This window comes from Microtetraspora sp. NBRC 13810 (assembly GCF_030268685.1).
Lineage (GTDB): Bacteria > Actinomycetota > Actinomycetes > Streptosporangiales > Streptosporangiaceae > BSRQ01.
In genome coordinates, this window is the sequence record NZ_BSRQ01000012.1 from 223,164 (window position 1) to 242,984 (window position 19,821).

A 19,821-nucleotide genomic window follows, 5' to 3' on the forward strand; every position below is an offset into this window, starting at 1 on the left:
CTGTTGAAACGGGCACTATGGGAGGGTGGGTGACGAGAGGGCCGAGAGTGACGAGGGGATCGCCCTCGCCGTGCTGGCCGGTTCACCCAACGCCATCGTCGCCCTGGACCGCGACCAGACCGTGCTCATGTGGAACCCCGCGGCCGAGAAGCTCTTCGGCTGGCCGGCGGAGCTGATGGTCGGCCGGCGTTCCCCGATCGTGCCCGACGAGCTGACGGCCGAGCACAACGCGGTGCTGGAGCGGGTGCGCACCGGCGGCCAGGTGTCGCTGCGGACCAGGCGGTTCCGCAGGGACGGCAGCCTGGTGGACGTCCGGGTGGACACCAGCGCCCTGCGCTGCGGCACGGACGGCGGCGGCGCGGTCATCGGCTACATCTGCGTGCACCACCTCCCGCAGGACGACGAGGACGCCAGGGACCGCGGCGAGCACCGCGCCCGGCTGGTCCGCAGGCTCACCGACGTGGTCGGCGACATCAACGCCGAGCTGGAGCTGCCCGCCGTGCTCGACCGGATCGCGGCCAGCCTCACCGAGCTGACCGGCGCCGACGCGGGCGGCTTCGTGCTCATCGAGGGCGACCGGCTGCGCCTGGTGAGCGCCCACCAGTTGCCCACCTCGATCCGCGGCGCCACCGCCGACCTGCGCACCAGCCTGGTGGGGAAGCTGATGCGCACCGGCAAGACCGTGATGCTGGAGACCAGCGAGCTGGACGACCTGATCTGGTCTGAACTGCCCGGCCTGCACTCCATCGCGCTCGGCCTGGCCACCGCGGGCGGCCGGCCGTACGGGGCGCTTTATGCGCTTTTCGCCAAGCGGCGGGCCGGGCATGTGGAGCTGGAGCTGCTGGAACTGCTCGCCGGGCATGCCGGGATCGCGGTCGGCAACGCCATGGCGTACCAGGACGCGGTGCGGCAGCGGGCGCACGAGCGGGCGGTCTTCGACGCGAGCGCCGACGGCATCGCGGTGCTCGACGGGCGGGGCCGGGTCATCCAGTGGAACCCGGCGGCGGGGGAGCTGACCGGATTCCACGCGGACGAGGTGATCGGCGAGCCGCCGCCGTTCCCGCTGCCCGCCCCGGGGGAGAAGCTGACCTTCCAGCTCGACTCCGGCGCCTGGCTGGACGTGGTCAGCGCGGCGATCCCGGAGACCGGCGAGATCGTGGTCGACTTCCGCGACGTGACCCGGGCCAAGGAACTGGAGGAGGCCAAGGACCTCTTCCTCGCCACCACCAGCCACGAGCTGCGCACGCCCATCACGGTGGTGCGCGGGTTCGCCGGCACGCTGGACTCGCGGTGGGACAAGCTCAGCGACGTGGAGCGCCGGTCTGCCGTGCACACGATCGCGGAGCGGGCCCGCTCGCTCGGCGCGCTCATGGACCACCTGCTGCTCGGCGCGCGGGCGGGGGCGGAGGAGATCCCCGTGCGCGCCGAGCCGTTCGACCTCGCGGCCCTCGTCCGCGGGGCGACCCTCGGCCTGCCGGTGTTCTCCGACCGGCACCGCATCGAGGTGCTCGTGCCCGACGACCTGCCCCCGGTGATGGGCGACGCGCTCGCGACCGACATCATGCTCGGGCAGTTGCTGGAGAACGCGTTCAAGTACTCCCCGGACGGAGGTCTGATCCGGGTCGAGGTGTGGCGAGAAGGCGACGAGGTGGTCGTGGTCGTCGACGACGAAGGCGTGGGCATCGCCGCGTCCGACCGCGACCGGGTCTTCGAGCGGTTCATCCAGGTGGACAGCGGCGATCGGCGCCGGTTCGGCGGTGTGGGACTCGGGCTCTACATCGTGCGGAACCTGGCCAGGGCACAGGGTGGAGAGGTCAGCGCGCACCCCCGTCCGGGCGGCGGGACGCGGATGCGACTGGTGCTCGGAGTGGCGTGTTCTCCTACCGGATGCGACACACCGGCGCAGTAACGAAGCAGTAACAGAAAAGCTGATCTATTGTCGAATGTGCACAAGCCGTAATCGTGGCGCGGTTTCCTTGACCGCCGAACGGGGCATTTCGGTCGTACTGGGGTTGCTCCTCAGGGGGCCAGGAGTTAGGGGGAGGTGAGTGCGACGAGCGCCGTGCTGCTGCCTTACGCGTTGTCGAGCGTTGCCGTCGCACGCCAGCGCCTCTACTCCGATCTGCAGAAATGGGGCGTCTTCGAGGGTTCGATCGACGACGCCGTCCTCGTCGTGAGCGAGCTTCTGAGCAACGCGCTGCGCCACGCGCACCCCCTTCCCTCGGGCAAGGTGGAGGTCGCCTGGCGCCGGGTCGAGGGCCGGGTGGAGGTCGCGGTGAGTGACGGCGGCGCCGCCACCGAACCGCGCGCCGGACGTCCCGCGCTCTCCTCGCTGGGCGGCCGGGGGCTCGGCATCGTCGAGTTCCTGGCGGAACAGTGGGGCGTGCGGCACGAAGGAGAGGTCACCACCGTCTGGGCGGTGCTGTCCTGTGACGGTTCCATGAACGACACGAACGGTCACAGCAAAATGACCTCTCCCGACATCTCGGCCGCACTACGCGAGTGCGGCTGCTGATCGTCTAGGCGGTCGCCGCACCCGGCTTCGGGTAGAGCGTGGCCCGCTCGACCATGGTCCACGTGGTGCTCGCCAGCAAGTAGAGTCCGGTCGCCACCGGCAGCACCAGCGCGGCCAGCACCGTCCCGTACGGCATCAGCGGCATGATCCTGCGTACCGCGTCGACGGGGGCCGGACCGGCGGGCTGGGCGGCGGCCGTGAGCCGGATGCGCCTCGACGTCGCCCACGCCACCGCGAACAGCAGCGCGAGCAGCACGGCCATGGCCAGCGTGGGCACGCTGAACAGCCCGAACCCGCCGATCACCGAGGCCACCTGCTGACCCAGCGGAGCGCCGAAGAGGGTGTGCGTGCTCGGCGCGGCGGCCACCTGGTAGATGAGCATGAAGAACGGGACCTGGGCCAGCGACGGCAGGCAGCCGGCCAGCGGCGAGCTCTTCTCCCGCGCGTAGAGGGCGGCCACCTCCCGCTGGAGCCGTTCCCGGTTGCGGGCGTATCGCTTGTTCAGCCGGGCCAGCTCGGGCGCGAGCCGCAGCCGGCTCCGCTCGCCGCGCGCGGCGAGCACGCTCAGCGGGAGCAGCGACAGGCGCACCGCCAGGGTGAGCAGGATGATCGCCACGGCCTGGGCGTTGCCGCCGGCCAGTGGCGTGACGAGGTCGGCGATCGCGGCCAGCAGGCCGGTGGTGAAGTCGATGACGGGGTCGAACACGGCTGGGGAGCCCTTCTGTCACAGGACATGGGAAACACCCGGCCTGCCGGGCCAGGTGGTGACAGATGGCGCGCGCGTGCCTGCCGGCTACGCGGGCGCCGGGCTCGCCGATGGAGCTCGGGGACGCGGCCTCCCGGCCGCGTCAGGATCACGCTGACGGACGAAGGTCGTACGGCGGGCGCGGTCGCGGACGCCGACAGGCGACCACGTGTCCAGACGGGGCCCTCCGCGCAACGCCCGGACGGCCCACAGCACCAGCAGCGCGCTCAGGCCCGCGACGGCGATCCCCGCGAGCACGCGGGAGTCGGCACCCGCCCCCAAGACCACGAAGGCCAGGAAGAACAGGTGCAGCCGGAGCGCGAAGGAATGCACGGAATCGGGCTACTTCGTGAGCTTCCCGTAGAGCGTGACACCCGCGAACAGCAGCACGCCGATCACGCCGACGATGAGCACGAGCTTGAGCAGCCCGAGCACCGCGGGGATGATGACCCCGAAGACGAGGAAGAGGGCGAGCAGAACGCCCACGACGGCGAGAACGATACGACCCATGGCTTCACCGTACGTCGTCCGGCGGCGGGCCGCGACGGACATACGCCACGATCCTCCTTTGTGATCGGAAAGACGCCCGGCGAACGATCATGTTTCACGTGAATCAACGGCCACCCGCATCGGCCCGGCGAAACGGACCTTACGGATCGATGACGGTTTGTGGCTGGGACGCGACTCAGCCGTACCGTGGAGGGGTGATGGAGCGCGAGCGCGAGGGCGGGGACCGGTGAGCGCGGGAGCGGCGGCACGCATTCTCGTGGTGGACGACGACCCCACGGTCGCGGAGGTGGTGGCCCGCTATCTCGAACGCGACGGCCACGAGGTCCGGTGCGTGGGCGACGGCGCGGAGGCGCTGCGCCAGGCGCTGGCCGAGCCGCCCGACCTACTGGTGCTCGACCTGATGCTGCCCAAGATGGACGGCCTCCAGGTGTGCAAGAAGCTGCGCGAGCGCTGGCCGGTGCCGGTGATCATGCTGACCGCGCTCGGCGACGAGATGGACCGGGTGGTCGGCCTGGAGACCGGTGCCGACGACTACGTGACCAAGCCGTTCAGCCCGCGCGAACTGGCCCTGCGGGTGCAGTCGGTGCTCCGCCGGGCGCGCGGCGCACCGGTCATGACCGGTACCGGCATCCTGCGTGACGCCGGCCTGGTGGTGGACGTGGGTGCGCACGAGGTACGGCTCGCCGGCCGGGAGATCCTGCTGACCGCCCGCGAGTTCGACCTGCTGGCCTACCTCATGCGCAACCCGCGCCAGGCGTTCAGCCGTTCGGCGCTGCTCGACCAGGTGTGGGGCTGGTCGTTCGGCGACTCCTCCACGGTGACCGTGCACGTGCGGCGGCTCAGGGAGAAGATCGAGGCCGATCCGACCGCGCCGCGCCGCATCGTCACGGTCTGGGGCGTGGGCTACCGGTACGAGCCGACGGACCCGGCCGCATGATCTGGGAGATCATCGCCGTCTCCGCGGGCTGCGGGATCGTCACCGTGGTCATCGGCCTGCTGGTCATGCGGCTGCTGCGGGAGCGTTCGATCGGCGTGATGCTCGCGGTGGTCGCGGTGGTCACCGTGTTCGCGACCTTGGCCGGAGTGGTGGGGATCACCATGCGGATGCTCATCGCGAGTCACTCGCGGGACATCGTGCTCAGCGTGGTCGCCGTGGGCGGCATGGTCGGCCTCGGGGTGGCGCTGGTGCTGGCCCGCCGGGTGGTGGCGGCCAGCCGCCGCCTGGTCTCCGCCGTGCAGGAGGTGCCGGAGGACAGCGGTTTCACCCCGCCGGACGGGCTGCCGGCCGAGCTGCGCACGATCGCCAGCACGCTGGACGAGGCGTATGACCGGTTGCGCACCGGACGGGAGCGCGAGCGCGCGCTGGAGAGCGCCAGGCGGGAGCTGGTCGCCTGGGTCAGCCACGACCTGCGCACGCCGCTGGCCGGGATGCGGGCGATGGCGGAGGCGCTGGAGGACGGCGTCGTCGCCGACGAGCCGACCATGCGGCGCTACCACACGCAGATCCGGCTGGAGGTGGACCGCCTCTCCGGCATGGTGGACGACCTCTTCGAGCTGTCCAGGATCCACGCGGGCGCCCTGCGGCTGTCCCGGCGCAGGGTGGGTCTCGGCGATCTGATGGCCGACGCGCTGGCCGGGGTGGAGCCGCTGGCCCGGGCCAAGGGGGTGCGGCTGGACGGCGAGGCCGAGATCGTGGTCCCGGTAGAGGTGGACGCCGACGAACTGGGCCGGGCGCTGCGCAACCTGGTGGTGAACGCGATCAGGCACACGCCCGCCGACGGCTCGGTGCTGGTCCGGGCCAGGATCGACGACGGGGCCGCGTGCCTGTCGGTCACCGACTGCTGCGGCGGGATCCCGGCGGAGGATCTGCCGAGGGTCTTCGAGATCGCGTTCCGCGGCGAAGCGGCCCGCACCCCGACCCCCGGGGGCGGCGGAGCCGGTCTGGGACTGGCCATCGCGCGGGGCATCGTCGAGGCCCATCACGGGGCGATCGGCGTGGTCAACGAGGGACCGGGCTGCCGGTTCGAGATCCGGCTGCCGCTCACCGTCTGAGCCGCCGCCCGATGCCGAATCTTTATCCACAAGCGTCTGTGGATAAGCGGCGTGCCGCCTGCCGAGCTGTGGTACGACGACGCCGTCCACAGCCGCGGGAACAGGGAGTTATAGCACGCCGGCCGGGTGAGCCGACACATGTCGTTATCCACAGACACTCTGGGGATAACATCACCGGCCGGGGCGTAGCGGCCTGGATCAGGCGGTTTCCGGCACCCAGGACACCACGCTCGGCCCGGCGTCGTCCCGCCGGTCCCACCATGGGCTGTCCACCGACTCCGAGATCGCCCGGAAGGTCGGGCACGGCCACCGCCACATGCAACTCCGGCAACGCAGGATGGGCCGGGCGGCGTCGCTGGTGATCCCGCCCGCGTCACGCGCCTGGTGCAGGTCGAGCAGGCGCAGCCCGAGCTCGGCCAGGCCGAGCAGCTCCTCCCGGGCGAGCGCGAGGAATTCGAGGTCCGGCCCGGCCAGGCCGGGCGGCCTCGGCGCGGGCGCCTCGCCGTCCGCCGGATCCGGCGGAGGGCGCAGGGGCTCCCGCCACGCGGTGGCCTTCGTGGCGAGATTGTGCAGATCTTCGAGGCGCTGCCGCAGCCGGTCTCGTTGCGGGTCCTCTGATAGCTCACTGTTCATCGGTGTCGTTGGGCCCGCGCCGGCCGGTGCCCGCCCCTCCCTGGTGAAGTGACGGCACGGAACCGCCGGGCCTTCCCCCTTTCCGGCCACGCCGGTATCGCATACGGTAAAGTTTCGCGCACTCGGAGTTAGCGTGGGGCCGAAACCGGGGACAAAGCGCAGACGACTCCCTGACCCGCTGGATCGGCGGAGAGCGTGACCCGGAGCGTTCGCGGCGCTAGTGTGCCCGCTGTGGAGCTCAAGGTCTCGACTCGATCACACGCCGGCCACGCCATAGTGGCGGTCGCCGGTGAAATCGACCTTTATACCGCGCCCCGCCTCCAGGCCGAGTTCACTCGGTTGCTGGAGGACGGGCCCGCGCGGGTGGTCATAGATATGTCCGGCGTCGACTTCTGCGATTCGACCGGCATGAACGTGCTGCTGTCCGCGCTCAAGCGGCTCAAGGAGCGCGGCGGCGCATTGGAGGTGGCGGCACCGCGCCCGGCTGTGCGGAAGATTCTCCAGGTCACCGGGCTCGACTCGGTGTTCATCGTGCACGAAACCGTGCCCGAGGAGTTGTTCATCGCCGAGTCGCAGGGGTAGCCGGCGGCTACGATCGATCACCATGGACACAGCGGTGATCATCCCGGCGAAGGACGAGGCCGATCGCATCGGCCCGACCGTCGCCGCCGCCCTCTCGCTGCCGGGCGTGGATCTCGTGGTCGTCGTCGACGACGGTTCGACGGACACCACGGGCCGGGTGGCGAGGGCGGCGGGCGCCCGCGTCGTACGGCACAGCCGCAACCGCGGCAAGGCCGCCGCCATGGAGAGCGGCGCCGAGGCCGTCCGGCTGCTGGACCCCGCCTTCGGCGCCGAGTCGCAGGGCGCGCCCGCCCCCGGCGACCCCGAACGCACGCCCAGGCACCTGCTCTTCCTCGACGCCGACCTGGGGGAGACCGCCGCCGCCGCGGCACGGCTCGTGGAGCCGGTCCGCGCGGGCGAGGCCGACATGGCGATCGCCGTGTTCGCCACCCGGGTCAAACTCGCCGGGCACGGTTTCGTCGTCGGGCTGGCCCGTGACGGCATCACCAGGGCCACCGGTTGGACCCCCGTCCAGCCCCTGAACGGCCAGCGCTGCCTGACCAGGGCCGCCTATGAGGCCGCCCGCCCGCTCGCGCACGGGTTCGGGGTGGAGGTGGGGCTCACCATCGACCTGCTGCGCAGGGGATTCCGGGTCACCGAGGTCGAGGTGGAGATGGCCCACCGCGCCACCGGCGGCGACTGGCGGGCCCAGTTGCACCGCGGCCGCCAGTTCCGTGACGTCGCCCGTGCCCTGCTGGCCAGGCACGCCCTGACGCCGATAGACGGCATCTGACCTGACACCGTCGGTACCCCGTCGGTGGCGGTCTCCTGCGGGCGGGATCGGCCGGGAGCGTCAGCCGCAGTAGCGGATGGGCGCGATGCGGTCCATCACGCTGCCGAAACGGGCGAAATACGAAGCCGAGTAGTCGCCGGTGTTCGCCCGGCGGATCGCGTGGTAGTTGCCGTTGGCGTCGCCGGCGGTGTCGATGAAACAGGCGGTCGCGCTGGCCACGAACGAACCGACGTGGTCCACCAGCGCGCGGTTCGCCGAGCCGAGATACCGGTTGCCGTGGCTCGCGTTCCACACGTAGCGCACCCCGCGATAGCCCGGCTCGGACCACAGGCAGACGCTGCCGGTCGGGCAGGAGGCGGTGGCGCTCCCGGTGGCGCTCCCGGTGGCGCTCCCGGTGGTGGTGGTCGTCGTGGTCGTCGGGGTCGTCGTGGCGGAGGCGCCGGTGGAGGCGGGGGCGACGACGGTCGCCGCGGCCAGCGCGCAGAGGGCGATCGTCCTTGGGGTGCGCATGAGGCTGCTCTCCCTACGATGGGTCGGATGACAGTCACCGAACGTAACGGTGATGAAACTCATTGTCGCTAGCCCGGTGGCGAGGGTTACCTGACGTGCAGGCGAGGCGGCTGTGACAGCGGTGGCGTGATCGGATCCCCGGCCGGGCGGGGTATGTGCTGGAATTCCCTGGTGACGTTCGAGCGGGTGGGGAAGCGCCGATGACCGGCCGGGCCGACGGCCCCGGAGCACGCCGGCCGGCCTGGGCCGCCGGTGTCTGCGCCGGGACGAGCGTGCTGCTCACCGTCCTGATCGGGCTGCTGGGGACGTCCGCGATGGTGCCGCGGCTGCCGGGGCCGGGGTGGCAGCCGCCCTACTCGCTGGAGGCGCATCCCGACGGGCGTCTCGTGATCGCGCTGGCGGCGGCGGCCCTCGTGCTGGGCGCCGCCGGGCTCGGCGCGGGCCTGCTCGCCGCCCACCGGAGCGCCGGGACGCCCGGAGCGAGCGCCGCGGCGAGACGGCTGCTGGTGGCGGGCTGCGTGACAGCGGGGGTGCTCGCCTTCCTGCCGCCGTCCGGGTCGTCGGACCACCTGAACTACGCGGCGTACGGCAGGCTCGGCGCGCTCGGGCACGACCCCTACGCGACCACCGCCGCCATGCTGCCCGGCGACCCGGTCACCGGGGCCGTGCAGGAGTGGGTGAACACGCCCAGCGTCTACGGGCCGGTGGCGACCGCCGTACAGGTGCTCGCCGGGCTGGCCGGTGGGGGGTCGGTGCGGCTGACCGTCTTCGTGCTGGCGCTGGCCAACGCCGCCGCCTTCGCCGGCACCGCGCTGCTGCTCTACCGGTTCACCCGGGGCGACCTGCGGGCCATGCTGCTGTGGACGGCCAACCCGCTGGTGATCTACCAGCTCGCCGCCGGGATGCACGTGGACACCCTGGCCGTGGTCGCGCTGGTCGCGGCCCTGGTCGTCGGGACCGGCACGGCGGGCAGGGGGGCGGGCGCGGGGGTGCTGCTCGGGGTCGGCATCGCCGTGAAGATCAACGCCGGGCTGGTCGCGCTCGGCCCCGCCTGGGAGCTGCGCCGCTCACCCGGCAGGCTGCTGCTGGTCGCCGGTACGGCTGCCGCCACCCTGCTGGGCGCCTACGCGCTCGCCGGGCCCGACTCGCTGGACCAGGTGGGCCGGGCCAGCAGGTCGCTCTCCCTGGCCACCCCGTGGAACCTCCTGAAGAGCGCGCTGCAGACGATCGCCGGCCCGGGCGCCTACACGATCTGGATCCAGTGCGGCTCGCTGCTCGTCCTGGCGCTGCTGGCCTGGGCGCTGCTGCGGGTCATGCCCGAGCATCCCGCCCCGGCCGTGGCCGCGGCCATCGTGATCGCCTACCTTTTCGCCGCGCCGTACGCGCTGCCCTGGTACGACGGGCTGGCGTTCGCGTTGCTGGCGATGATCCCGGCCTCGGCGCTGGACGGGTTCATGGTCGCCAGGATGGCCGCGCTGGGGCTCGCCTACCTGCCCGCCAGGGTGGTGGACCAGCCGGCGGAGCTGCTGTGGCTGCGCGAGGTGGTCAGGGAGCGTGTGGCGCCTTGGATCCTGCTCGCGCTGACGATCGCGCTGGCGGGATGGGCGCTGCGCCGGGCTCGTCGCGGGCGGAGAGCCGCAGCGCCTGCACCGACGCGGCCAGTGTCAGCGGCACCGCGATCGTGAGCGCCATCGCGGGGATCGCGATGCCCGAGTCGTTCACCAGGAAGCCCACCAGCGCGCAGGTCAGCGCCCCGAAGAGGCCGGCCCGCAGGCTCGGCGCCCGCTGGTAGGCCAGCGACAGCGCCGACGCGCCCCACCGGGACGGCCTGGCCAGCACCAGGAAGAGGAAGGCGAGCGCGACCAGCGACAGGATCGTCAGGGGCAGGTTGCCCAGGGTGCCGATCATCGCCTCCAGTTTCCTGCCGACCACCGGCAGCGCGTCGCCGTCGAGCACCTGCTGGAAGAAGTCCCCGAGGTGGGTGCGCTGGTCCACCGGCCGGGTCCAGTCGGCGAAGGTGATCAGGCCGATGATCACGACCGCCCCGACGCCGACGAGGAACAGCCGGAACGCCGACACCTTCTTGCCCGACAGCAGCAGCAGGAACACCGCCACGCCCGGTACGAAGGCGAGCACGCCGCCGAAGTCGGCCCCCCACAGCGGCCAGCCGTTCGCGAACACCGCGAAGGCGCCGTACGCCGCGCAGATCGCGACGGCGAGCACCTTCCGCCCCCGCTCCAGCAGCGGCTGGGCGACGCCGGACAGGAACATGACCGTGCCGGTGGCGAAGACGGCGAAGGCGATGTTGCCGAAGCCGTAGAAGCGCCCCCCGGTGACCGGCTCGTAGCCGCCGACGGCGTTGACCTGGAGCCGGGAGCCGGTCATCACGTCCAGCAGCATCGCGATGGAGGTGACCGCGGCGACCACGGTCAGCGGCCCGTAGACCGTCCTGCGCCACGGCCCGGCGAAGGCCGCCGCGGTGATCAGCCCGGCGAACCCGAGGATGGTGAGCAGCAGCGTGACCATCGCCGACCCGGTGCTCCACCACGGGACGAGCTGGGCGAGGAAGGTGGAGACCGCGATGGCGCCGCTGCCCACGGCCACCACCTCCGTGGCGAACAGCACCCGGGAGCCGCCCCACCGCCGCCGCACGGCCACCGCGGCCAGCAGGTAGAACACCACCTGGACGATCACCAGCATGCTGAAGAACGGCGCCCGCACCTCGCGCAGCACCTGGCTCGCGAGGTCCGCGTCGGCGAGGTCGGCCACCGCGCCCGCGGTGGCGGGGGCCGGCCCGGCGTACTCCCAGGTGCGGCCGACGACCCCGGCCGGCTGCGGCAGGCCGAGCAGGCTGATCGCGGTGGAGGTGAGGTCGGGCAGGGTGACCAGGGCGTTCTGCCTGGTGGAGGTGGAGGTGAGGTAGCCGCGCGGGTACGGCCGGCCGCTGGGGGACTTGCCGGTGGCGAGGGCGACGTGCAGGTGGGGGTCGGTGGAGCCGTCGGAGAGGCCGGCGACGAGGACCGTGGTGTCCGGGGGGAGCTGGCGGAGCAGGGTGCCCACCCGGCGGTCGCTGTCGGCCGCGGCCCGCTGCCTGACCCGGGTGCTCGGCGGGATGGGCGCGCCCGTCGCGTCCACGCCCGCGCCGATCCACGCCTTGGCGAGGTTGTCGATCTCCATCACGATGAGGTTGTAGGGCGTGAGGTCGCCCAGGGCCTCCGTCGTGCCCGCATATTTAGCGATTTTTCCGGACTTGTCGGCTGCGCCGAGGGCTGCGCCGGGGCCGATCGCGGCCACCTTGCCGCCGGACGCGGTCACCAGGTCGCCCAGGGAGCCGATGGCCGTGCCGTACGACTGGGCGTCGTTGAAGGTCATGAGGTTGTCCCAGCCCGGCACGACGGCGCCCTCGGCCGCCCGCTCGGGCAGCGGCGGCAGGCCGCAGCCGGCGCCCGGCGCGCCCGCCCGCTGCCCCGCCGAGACCGTCAGCCATCCGGCCACCGGGCAGGTGATGGCCCGCTCGGGCGGCGGGATGGTCCTGGTGGACATCGCCGCGGAACCGCCCTGGTCCACCATCCGCCACAGGTTGGGGGTGCGCGTCCGGTTGACATCGGACCACTCCAGCCCGGGCACGCCGATCAACGCCACCCGCACCGGCTTCACATCCGCGCCCCCGGGCGCCGCCGTGGCGGCCGTGGCCGGGGCACCGGCCAGAAGGAAAGTGCCGAGCAGTGTCGTGAGAACCGACAGCCACCACCATCGGCTCATCTGCCCGTGCTCCTCGTCGTGTCCTGGGGCGCGTTTCCGCGCTCCCGCCATGGGTCCCTTGCTCCAAGGTAACCTGCCACGTCGTGAGGACTCGCGACGGACTTTTTGCGATCAAGCGGTACGCGTGGACGTGGTGGCCCGCGGCGTTGCTCGTCGCCGCCGCCGTGGCGCCCCTGGTCGGCTATTGGTTGAACAACCCCGACGACCAGCGTCTGGTCGATCTCGATGTGTACCGTACCGGTGGCGAAGCAGTCCTCGCGGGACGTCCCGTCTACGACTTCGTCACACCCGCCCCGCAACTGCTGCCGTTCACCTATCCGCCGATCGCCGCGCTGCTGGCCGCCCCGCTGGCGAAGATGTCGTGGCCGGTCGCCCAATGGGTGTGGACGATCGGGATCTTCGCCGCCCTCGCCGTCGCGGCGGGCCACGCGTTCCGCCCGCTGCTCGCCCGCGCCGGCCGGCTCTGGACGCCGCTGCTCTTCGCCGCCCTCATGATCGCCTGCACCTACATGATGCCGATCAGGGACCAGGTGCGCTTCGGGCAGGTGGACATCCTGCTGGTCGCCCTGTGCGTGGCGGACTGCCTCGCCCGGCGGCCCTGGTGGCCCAGGGGGCTGCTGATCGGCCTGGCCACCGCGGTCAAGCTCACCCCCGGCGTCTTCCTGATCTACCTGCTGATCACCGGCTTCGGCCGGGACGGGCGGCCTGAGCAGCGCCGTACCCTGTCCATGGCGGTGTTCACCGCGGCGCTCCTGACCGTCCTGCCCTTCCTGGTGATCCCACGGGACTCCACGCAGTTCTGGTTCTCCGCGCTCCTCGACTCCGGCCGGGTGGGCGCGAACAACGCCACCACCAACCAGTCGATGCGCGGCATGCTGCTGCGGCTCTACCTCCCCGACTGGCTCACCACCGCCCTGTGGCTGGCCCTGCTCGCGGTCGTCGCCTGGTACGGCTTCCGCTGGGCGCGCCGCGCCTTCGCCACCGGCGACCCGCTGACCGGGGTGGCCCTCACCGGCCTGATGGCCGTGCTGCTCTCACCGGTGGCCTGGATCCACCACCTGGCCTGGATGGTCGTCGTCCTCGGGGCGCTCGTGGCGGCCGCGGGGGACACCCGCAGGCTGTGGGTGGCGGCCGGGGTGTGGCTCTACTATGTGCTGCCCATCCCGTGGTGGGGGGTGACGCTCCGGGCCGCCGAGATCCCGGTGCTCAGCCCGGTCCTCGGCCGCGTCGTGCAGAACGCGTACGGCCTCGGCGCGCTCGCCCTGGTCTGGCTGCTCGGCCACTGGCTGCCCCGCCGCGCGCGGGCCGCGGAACGCGCCGCCGCCCCGCCCGGCCACCGGGACCACCCGGCCCGCGCCTGACCCGTTCCGCCGAAGGACCGCATCTGACCTGCCCGTCTTCGTGCACGAGCGGCATTTGGTGCCCTAACCTGGGTTCATGTCGAAACTCGCCTATCTGGGCCCGGAGGGCACCTTCACCGAAGAGGCCCTGCGGATCCTGGCGCCCGAGGCCGAGCGCCTGTCCTGCCCCACCGTCGGGGCCGCGCTCGAAGCCGTGCGCCGTGGCGTGGCCGACGGAGCGGTCGTCCCGCTGGAGAACTCGCTGGAGGGCGGCATCAGCTCCACCCTCGACGAGCTCGCCTGGGGAGAGCAGCTCATGATCACCGGGGAGCTGCTGCTGCCGGTGCGCTTCTCCCTGCTCGCCCGGGAGGGCACCGAGCTGGGGCACATCAAGCGCGTCATCACCCACCAGGCGGCCCACACCCAGTGCCGCGGTTACCTGGCCAGGGAGCTGCCCGACGCCGTGGTGGTGGCCGCCGCTTCCACCGCCGCCGCCGCCCAGGAGGTCTCGCTGCCCGGCTCGCCGTACGACGCGGCCATCGGCGCGCCGATCGCGGGTGAGCACTACGGGCTGGTGCAGGTGGCGGGCGGGATCGGCGACCGGGACGACACGGTGACCCGTTTCGTGCTCGTCCGCAGGCCCGGACAGCTTCCCGAGCCCACCGGGGCCGACCGCACGTCCGTGGTCGCCTTCCTCGGCGACGACCACGCGGGCGCGCTGCTGGAGATGCTCACCGAGTTCTCCGTCCGGGGGGTCAACCTGACCCGCATCGAGTCCCGTCCCACCGGCAACGGCATCGGCAGCTACTTCTTCCACTTCGACTGCGAGGGCCACATCGCCGACGCCCGGGTGGGCGAGGCGGTCTCCGGCCTGCACCGCATCCTGGCCGAGGTCCGCTTCCTCGGCAGCTACCCCCGCGCCGACGGCCTGCCCCCGGAGATCTCCAAGGGCACCGGAGAGCCCGACTTCACCGAGGCGGCCGACTGGCTGACCAGGATCCGCTCCGGCCGCTTCTGAGCCAGGCCCCGGCGCGCCGAGCGCGGCGGGCCGCACGGACCTGCCCGCCTGGTTCGGCCTGGCTCGGCCTGGCTCGGCCTGGCTCGGCCTGGCTCGGCGAGCAGCCGACCGGCGGCGATCCTGGTCGCATCCGACGCCCACCATGACAGGCGATGACATTTTGTGCTCCTCAATGGCCGGAAAGAAGCGGGCCGAATTGCCGGCCGCGCCATTCTGTTAGCCTTGACCCGGGTTAAACTCCCGGCCTGAATGCCATACATCCGGAGATTCAGGCCATGATCAGGCCATGCACCGAATTGCCGTCATCGCGGTTCCTCCCGTCACCCTCTTCGACCTGTCCATCCCCGAGCTGGTCTTCGGCGGCGCACTGGTGAACGGCCGCCCCGGCTACGAGGTGGTCGTCTGCACGGCGGAGCCGGGAGTGGTGGCCGGGGCAGGCAGCCTGTCGGTCAACGTGCCGCACGGGCTGGAGGCGGTCGAGCGCGCCGACACCGTCATGGTCACCGGCACCGGCGACAGCGAGGACACCGACCCGCGGGTGCTCGCCGCGCTGCGGGCGGCGGCGCGGGAGGGGCGCCGGGTGGCGTCGATCTGCAGCGGCGCCTTCGTGCTGGCCCAGGCGGGTCTCCTCGACGGGCGCAGCGCCACCACCTACTGGGCGAGGTCCACGGAGCTGAGCCGGCGCTTCCCCGGCGTGGACCTGCGGCCCGGCGTGCTCTACGTCGAGGACGGGCCGGTGCTGACCTCCGCCGGGCTCGCCGCCGGCATCGACCTGTGCCTGCACATGGTCCGCACCGACTACGGCGCCGCGGTGGCCAACGCGGTGGCCAGGCACACCGTCGTCGCCCCGGTACGGCCCGGCGGCCAGGCGCAGTTCATCGACTCCCCGCTGCCCCCGGAGAACGGCGTCTCGCTCGCCGGGACCCGGGCCTGGGCGCTGGACCGGCTGGCGGAGCCGCTCACCCTCGCCGACCTCGCCGCGCACGCGCGCAGCAGCGTCAGGAACCTCACCCGCCGCTTCCGCGCCGAGACCGGGCTGAGCCCGTTGCAGTGGCTGCTGCACCGGCGGATCGAGCGGGCCAGGAAGTTACTGGAGTCGACGGAGCTGTCCGTCGAGCAGGTGGCCAGGCTCACCGGCCTCGGCACGGCCGACTCGCTGAGGCAGCATTTCGCCCGCCGGATCGGGGTGACCCCGAGCGCCTACCGCGCGACCTGGCGGCATGAGCGCGATCGCGGGGTGTCGCCCGAATAGAGGCGCGAGGGGTTCGTGGGCACGGGTAACCTTTCGACCTGTGATTGACCTGCGTACCCTTCGTGAGGACCCGGACCGGCTACGGGCGTCGCAGCGTGCCCGCGGTGAGGACGACGCCGTCGTCGACACGCTGCTCGACCTCGACGAGCGCCGTCGCAGCGCGCTGAGCGGCTTCGAGTCGCTGCGCGCCGAGCAGAAGAGCGTCGGCAAGTCGGTGTCCCGGGCGTCCGGCGAGGAGCGGGCCGGGCTGCTGGAGCGGGCCAAGGAGCTCGCCGCGCAGGTGAAGAGCGCCGAGGCCGAGGCCGACCGCCTCGCCAGAGAGCTGGACGAGACCGTGATGGGCGTGCCCAACCTCGTGGAGGAGGGCGCCCCGGCCGGCGGCGAGGACGACTACGTCGTGTTGGAGGAGGTCGGCGAGAAGCCGGTCTTCGACTTCGAGCCGCGCGACCACCTGGAGCTCGGCGAGCGGCTCGGCGCGATCGACACCGAGCGCGGCGCCAAGGTCTCCGGCGCGCGGTTCTTCTACCTGACCGGCGCGGGCGCCCGGCTCCAGCTCGGGCTGCTCAACATGGCGATCCAGCAGGCCATCGAGGCGGGCTTCGTGCCGATGATCCCGCCGGTGCTGGTGAAGCCGGAGTCCATGCAGGGCACCGGGTACCTCGGCGCGCACGCCAGCGAGGTCTACCACCTGGAGGCCGACGACCTCTTCCTCGTCGGCACCTCCGAGGTCCCGCTCGCGGCCTACCACGCCGAGGAGATCCTCGACTCGGCCGCCCTCCCGATGCGCTACGCGGGCTGGTCGTCCTGCTTCCGCCGCGAGGCCGGCTCCTACGGCAAGGACACCCGCGGCATCATCCGGGTCCACCAGTTCGACAAGGTGGAGATGTTCTCCTACTGCCGCCCGGAGGACGCGCACGAGGAGCACCTGCGGCTGCTCGCCTGGGAGAAGGAGATGCTGGCCAAGGTCGAGCTGCCCTACCGGGTGATCGACGTCGCCGGCGGCGACCTGGGCTCCAGCGCGGCCCGCAAGTACGACTGCGAGGCGTGGGTGCCCAGCCAGGGCCGCTACCGCGAGCTGACCTCCACCTCCAACTGCACCGACTACCAGGCCCGCCGGCTGCGCGTGCGCTACCGCGACGCGAACGGCAAGCCGCAGCACGTGGCCACGCTGAACGGCACGCTCGCCACCACCCGCTGGATCGTCGCCATCCTGGAGAACCACCAGCAGGAGGACGGCTCGGTCGTGCTGCCCAAGGCCCTGCGCCCCTACGTCGGCCTCGACGTCCTGGAGCCGGTCAAGACCGCGAGGTGACCACCGGGTGAAACACGAAGGCGAGGTTCGCGCTGAGCGAACCCCGCCTTCTGTGTGTCAGTGGCCTAGCTGTCAGACCGCGCGAACCTGGGAGGCCTGCGGCCCCTTCTGACCCTGCGTGATCTCGAACTCCACTCGCTGGCCGTCCTCGAGGCTGCGGTAGCCGCTGCCGACGATCTCAGAGAAGTGCACGAAGACGTCCGGCGCGCCGCCGTCCGGTGCGATGAAGCCGAAGCCCTTCTCAGCGTTGAACCACTTGACGGTTCCCTGAGCCATTAAAGCTCTCCCTCAGGATTTGAATCTTTGGGATTCACACCTCGTGAATCCCGGTGTGTCGTACAGCGGGGCCCCGGGGTGGCTCAGACAGTCAAGCTGGTTTTCACATCGGGATCAGCTAATACAACGCCATCACATCTAACACTATCTTGCCCCCCCGGTGTTCCCCGATGGGGAAGATTCCTTGGGAGCGGCATCACAGTGCACACTGGACCCGTTATGGCAACACCCCGCATCGTCGCCACCGACCTCGACGGCACCGCTTTGCGATCCGACGGCACGGTCTCCGAGCGCACCGCCGCCGCCTTCGCCCGAGTCGAGCACGCGGGGGCGCTGCTCGTGTTCGTCACGGGCCGCCCGCCGCGCTGGATGGGCCAGGTGGCCCGCGCCGTCCGCCACCACGGCGTCGCGATCTGCGCCAACGGCGCCCTCGTCTACGACCTGCACGCCGAGGCGATCGTGGAGTCCCACCTGATCGAGGCGGTGGTCGTGGAGGAGGTCGTCGGACGGCTCCGCGACGCCGTGCCGGATCTGGCCTTCTCCGTCGAGTACGAGGGCGGGTTCGCGCGTGAGCCGGGTTTCCGGCCGGGCGGGCTGGACGCCGCCTCCGCCACCGCCCTGCTGGCCGGGAGTGCCCTCGTCTCGCGTCCCTGCGCCAAGCTGCTGGCCCTGCACCCCCGGATGGACCCCGACGTACTCCAGGCCGCCGTACACGAGCTTGTGGGGCATCTGGTGACCGCCACGCACTCCAGCGGGCGGGCGCTGATCGAGATGAGCGCGCAGGGGGTCACGAAGGCGACGGCGCTGGCCGCGCTGGCCGCCGCCAACCAGGCCGGCCCCGAGGAGGTGGTCGCATTCGGGGACATGCCGAACGACCTGCCCATGCTCGCCTGGGCAGGCACGTCCTACGCCGTCGCCAACGCGCACCCGGCCGTGCTGGCCGTCGTCGATCACGTGACGACGGCCAACGACGAGGACGGCGTGGCCGCGGTGCTCGAAGAGCTTTATATGCCGGACTACAGGTAAGGGCCCGAGGCGCGCGGCCCCTGGTGCTCCTCGCCGCCCTGGGACATCCCGCCGGGAAGGGCCCGGCGCATCTGCTCCAGCTGGGCGCGGGCCGCCATCTGCTGGGCGAAGAGCGTCGTCTGGATGCCGTGGAACAGGCCCTCCAGCCAGCCCACGAGCTGCGCGTGCGCGACGCGGAGCTCCGCCTCGCTCGGCGGGGTGCCGTCCTCGTCGCCGGTGAAGGGCAGGGAAAGCCGCTCCAGCTCGTCCACCAGCTCGGGGGCGAGGCCGTCCTCCAGCTCCTTGATGGAGCTCTGGTGGATGTCCTTGAGCCGCTTGCGGCTCGCCTCGTCCAGAGGAGCCGCCCTGACCTCTTCGAGAAGCTGGCGGATCATGCTGCCGATCCGCATCACCTTGGCGGGCTGCTCGACGAGCTCGGCGACGGAGCGCTCCTCGTGCTCCCCCTTCTCGCCGTCCACCGCTATACCTTCCGGGCCCACGACCACGATCTGCGGGGTGGTCTCCTCAGCATTCATGAATCTCAACCTAACTCACCGAACCAGCAGGATCTTTCCGAAGTGCTCGCCGGATTCGAGCACCTGATGAGCCCGGGCGGCCTCGGCCATCGGGACGGTCGAGTGCACGACCGGGCGGATCGCGCCGGCCGCCACGAGGGGCCACACGTTCTCGACGACACCGCGCACGATCACGCCCTTCTCGTCGACCGGCCGGGCGCGCAGGGTGGTGCCGTGCACCGCGGCGCGCTTGGCGAGGAGCGCCCCGAGGTTCAGCTCGCCCTTGGTGCCCCCCTGGAGGCCGATCACGACCAGCCGTCCGCCCGTATTAAGAGCTTTGATGTTATTTGCGAGGTATTTGCCGCCGATGATATCGAGGATGACGTCGGCTCGAACCTTGTCCGAAAAATCCTCTGTGCGGTAGTTGACACCTTCATCGGCGCCCAGTTCGAGGCAACGGGCCAGCTTCTCGTCAGAACCCGCTGTCACGATCACCCGCGAGCCGAACGCCTTGGCGAGCTGGATCGCCATCGTCCCGATGCCGCTCGCGCCGCCGTGCACCAGCAGCGTCTCGGCGCGGCGCAGCCTGGCCAGCATGAACACGTTCGACCACACCGTGCTCGCCACCTCGGGCAACGCCGCCGCGTCGGTCAGCGACACCCCCTCGGGCACCGGCATCACCTGCTGCCAGGGCACCGCCACCCGCTCGGCGTAACCGCCGCCGGCCAGCAGCGCGCACACCTCGTCCCCGGCCTTGAACCCCTCCACGTCCGAGCCGACCTCGGCGATCACTCCCGAACATTCCAGTCCCGGATGCGGCGACGCGCCGGGCGGCGGATTGTAGAAGCCCTGGCGTTGCAGCAGATCGGCCCGGTTGACCGCGGAGGCGGCCACATCGATGACGACCTCGCCCGGCGCCGGGCGCGGATCTGGCGCTTCTTCCCAGGTGAGGACCTCGGGACCGCCTGGTTCTCGGATCACGATGGCATGCATGCGGGCAACGCTATCCCCAGGGCCCCCAG

Annotated in this window: 20 protein-coding genes; 12 read left to right on the plus strand and 8 right to left on the minus strand. The window is 71.8% G+C overall.

The window, feature by feature from the left end; genetic code table 11:
* The first annotated feature begins 25 nt into the window (after positions 1-25).
* Together QSK26_RS24330 and QSK26_RS24335 are read left to right on the plus strand one after the other, a co-directional pair.
* Positions 26-1,909 (plus strand): PAS domain S-box protein, encoded by a 1,884-nt coding sequence (locus QSK26_RS24330; protein ID WP_285777554.1) that lies wholly within the window; start codon positions 26-28, stop codon positions 1,907-1,909.
* 135 nt (positions 1,910-2,044) lie between these two features.
* On the plus strand, positions 2,045-2,515 hold the full coding sequence (locus QSK26_RS24335; protein ID WP_285777555.1) for an ATP-binding protein: 471 nt from the start codon (positions 2,045-2,047) through the stop codon (positions 2,513-2,515).
* Between the two features lie 4 nt (positions 2,516-2,519).
* Here QSK26_RS24335 and QSK26_RS24340 read toward each other — a convergent pair whose 3' ends face one another.
* From QSK26_RS24340 to QSK26_RS24350, 3 genes are all read right to left on the minus strand, one after another.
* The gene (locus QSK26_RS24340) at positions 2,520-3,221 is read right to left on the minus strand and encodes a YidC/Oxa1 family membrane protein insertase (RefSeq protein ID WP_285777556.1); all 702 of its coding nucleotides are present in this window, start codon (positions 3,219-3,221) and stop codon (positions 2,520-2,522) included.
* 87 nt (positions 3,222-3,308) lie between these two features.
* Positions 3,309-3,593 (minus strand): DUF6412 domain-containing protein, encoded by a 285-nt coding sequence (locus tag QSK26_RS24345; protein WP_285777557.1) that lies wholly within the window; start codon positions 3,591-3,593, stop codon positions 3,309-3,311.
* Between the two features lie 9 nt (positions 3,594-3,602).
* Entirely contained in the window at positions 3,603-3,770 is a 168-nt protein-coding gene (locus QSK26_RS24350; RefSeq protein ID WP_285777558.1) for a hypothetical protein, read from the minus strand.
* Between the two features lie 226 nt (positions 3,771-3,996).
* Between QSK26_RS24350 and QSK26_RS24355 the strand changes: the two genes are divergently transcribed.
* Together QSK26_RS24355 and QSK26_RS24360 are read left to right on the plus strand one after the other, a co-directional pair.
* On the plus strand, positions 3,997-4,707 hold the full coding sequence (locus QSK26_RS24355) for a response regulator transcription factor (RefSeq protein ID WP_285777559.1): 711 nt from the start codon (positions 3,997-3,999) through the stop codon (positions 4,705-4,707).
* A complete protein-coding gene (locus QSK26_RS24360) occupies positions 4,704-5,822 on the plus strand; it encodes a sensor histidine kinase (protein WP_285777560.1) in 1,119 nt (372 codons plus the stop codon). Before QSK26_RS24355 ends, QSK26_RS24360 begins: the two co-directional genes overlap by 4 nt.
* A 198-nt stretch (positions 5,823-6,020) precedes the next feature.
* On the opposite strand, the gene QSK26_RS24365 is transcribed toward QSK26_RS24360, so the two are convergent.
* Complete coding sequence (locus QSK26_RS24365) at positions 6,021-6,455, minus strand: hypothetical protein (RefSeq protein WP_285777561.1); 435 nt, start codon at positions 6,453-6,455, stop codon at positions 6,021-6,023.
* A gap of 231 nt (positions 6,456-6,686) precedes the next feature.
* Here QSK26_RS24365 and QSK26_RS24370 point away from each other — a divergent pair, with 231 nt between their 5' ends.
* Positions 6,687-7,037, plus strand: coding sequence for an STAS domain-containing protein (locus QSK26_RS24370; protein WP_285777562.1), 351 nt, complete (start codon positions 6,687-6,689; stop codon positions 7,035-7,037).
* A 22-nt stretch (positions 7,038-7,059) separates the two neighbouring features.
* Positions 7,060-7,809, plus strand: a complete 750-nt coding sequence (locus QSK26_RS24375; protein WP_285777563.1) for a glycosyltransferase family 2 protein — start codon at positions 7,060-7,062, stop codon at positions 7,807-7,809.
* Between the two features lie 60 nt (positions 7,810-7,869).
* Here the strand turns inward: QSK26_RS24375 and QSK26_RS24380 are convergent, their stop codons facing one another.
* On the minus strand, positions 7,870-8,319 hold the full coding sequence (locus QSK26_RS24380) for a peptidase inhibitor family I36 protein (RefSeq protein ID WP_285777564.1): 450 nt from the start codon (positions 8,317-8,319) through the stop codon (positions 7,870-7,872).
* 200 nt (positions 8,320-8,519) lie between these two features.
* Between QSK26_RS24380 and QSK26_RS42135 the strand changes: the two genes are divergently transcribed.
* From QSK26_RS42135 to serS, 5 genes are all read left to right on the plus strand, one after another.
* On the plus strand, positions 8,520-10,004 hold the full coding sequence (locus QSK26_RS42135) for an MptA/MptB family glycosyltransferase (RefSeq protein WP_502888741.1): 1,485 nt from the start codon (positions 8,520-8,522) through the stop codon (positions 10,002-10,004).
* A 2,160-nt stretch (positions 10,005-12,164) separates the two neighbouring features.
* Positions 12,165-13,442 carry a glycosyltransferase 87 family protein gene (locus QSK26_RS24395; RefSeq protein ID WP_285777566.1) on the plus strand — a complete coding sequence of 426 codons (1,278 nt, stop codon included), beginning with the start codon at positions 12,165-12,167 and terminating at the stop codon, positions 13,440-13,442.
* 76 nt (positions 13,443-13,518) lie between these two features.
* On the plus strand, positions 13,519-14,439 hold the full coding sequence (pheA, locus tag QSK26_RS24400; RefSeq protein ID WP_285777567.1) for a prephenate dehydratase: 921 nt from the start codon (positions 13,519-13,521) through the stop codon (positions 14,437-14,439).
* A 286-nt stretch (positions 14,440-14,725) separates the two neighbouring features.
* Positions 14,726-15,691, plus strand: a complete 966-nt coding sequence (locus tag QSK26_RS24405) for a GlxA family transcriptional regulator (protein WP_285777568.1) — start codon at positions 14,726-14,728, stop codon at positions 15,689-15,691.
* A 40-nt stretch (positions 15,692-15,731) separates the two neighbouring features.
* Positions 15,732-17,003 (plus strand): serine--tRNA ligase, encoded by a 1,272-nt coding sequence (gene serS, locus QSK26_RS24410; RefSeq protein WP_285777569.1) that lies wholly within the window; start codon positions 15,732-15,734, stop codon positions 17,001-17,003.
* Between the two features lie 72 nt (positions 17,004-17,075).
* On the opposite strand, the gene QSK26_RS24415 is transcribed toward serS, so the two are convergent.
* A complete protein-coding gene (locus QSK26_RS24415) occupies positions 17,076-17,279 on the minus strand; it encodes a cold-shock protein (RefSeq protein ID WP_127938141.1) in 204 nt (67 codons plus the stop codon).
* Positions 17,280-17,498: 219 nt separating this feature from the next.
* Here QSK26_RS24415 and QSK26_RS24420 point away from each other — a divergent pair, with 219 nt between their 5' ends.
* Positions 17,499-18,305, plus strand: a complete 807-nt coding sequence (locus QSK26_RS24420) for an HAD family hydrolase (RefSeq protein ID WP_285777570.1) — start codon at positions 17,499-17,501, stop codon at positions 18,303-18,305.
* Here the strand turns inward: QSK26_RS24420 and QSK26_RS24425 are convergent.
* Both QSK26_RS24425 and QSK26_RS24430 read right to left on the minus strand, forming a co-directional pair.
* Positions 18,296-18,820, minus strand: a complete 525-nt coding sequence (locus QSK26_RS24425; RefSeq protein WP_285777571.1) for a bacterial proteasome activator family protein — start codon at positions 18,818-18,820, stop codon at positions 18,296-18,298. The two genes, QSK26_RS24420 and QSK26_RS24425, sit on opposite strands and share 10 nt — an antisense overlap.
* Before the next feature lie 15 nt (positions 18,821-18,835).
* Complete coding sequence (locus QSK26_RS24430; RefSeq protein ID WP_285777589.1) at positions 18,836-19,792, minus strand: NAD(P)H-quinone oxidoreductase; 957 nt, start codon at positions 19,790-19,792, stop codon at positions 18,836-18,838.
* Between the last annotated feature and the right edge of the window lie 29 nt (positions 19,793-19,821).

Coding starts and splice junctions, on each gene's coding strand:
- QSK26_RS24360 (WP_285777560.1), top strand. CDS start 4,704: ATGATCTGGGAGATCATCGCCGTCTCCGCGGGCTGCGGGATCGTCACC.
- QSK26_RS24405 (WP_285777568.1), top strand. CDS start 14,726: ATGCACCGAATTGCCGTCATCGCGGTTCCTCCCGTCACCCTCTTCGAC.
- QSK26_RS24380 (WP_285777564.1), bottom strand. CDS start 8,319: ATGCGCACCCCAAGGACGATCGCCCTCTGCGCGCTGGCCGCGGCGACC.
- QSK26_RS24425 (WP_285777571.1), bottom strand. CDS start 18,820: ATGAATGCTGAGGAGACCACCCCGCAGATCGTGGTCGTGGGCCCGGAA.
- QSK26_RS42135 (WP_502888741.1), top strand. CDS start 8,520: ATGACCGGCCGGGCCGACGGCCCCGGAGCACGCCGGCCGGCCTGGGCC.
- QSK26_RS24420 (WP_285777570.1), top strand. CDS start 17,499: ATGGCAACACCCCGCATCGTCGCCACCGACCTCGACGGCACCGCTTTG.
- QSK26_RS24375 (WP_285777563.1), top strand. CDS start 7,060: ATGGACACAGCGGTGATCATCCCGGCGAAGGACGAGGCCGATCGCATC.
- QSK26_RS24365 (WP_285777561.1), bottom strand. CDS start 6,455: ATGAACAGTGAGCTATCAGAGGACCCGCAACGAGACCGGCTGCGGCAG.
- QSK26_RS24415 (WP_127938141.1), bottom strand. CDS start 17,279: ATGGCTCAGGGAACCGTCAAGTGGTTCAACGCTGAGAAGGGCTTCGGC.
- QSK26_RS24350 (WP_285777558.1), bottom strand. CDS start 3,770: ATGGGTCGTATCGTTCTCGCCGTCGTGGGCGTTCTGCTCGCCCTCTTC.
- pheA (WP_285777567.1), top strand. CDS start 13,519: ATGTCGAAACTCGCCTATCTGGGCCCGGAGGGCACCTTCACCGAAGAG.
- QSK26_RS24430 (WP_285777589.1), bottom strand. CDS start 19,792: ATGCATGCCATCGTGATCCGAGAACCAGGCGGTCCCGAGGTCCTCACC.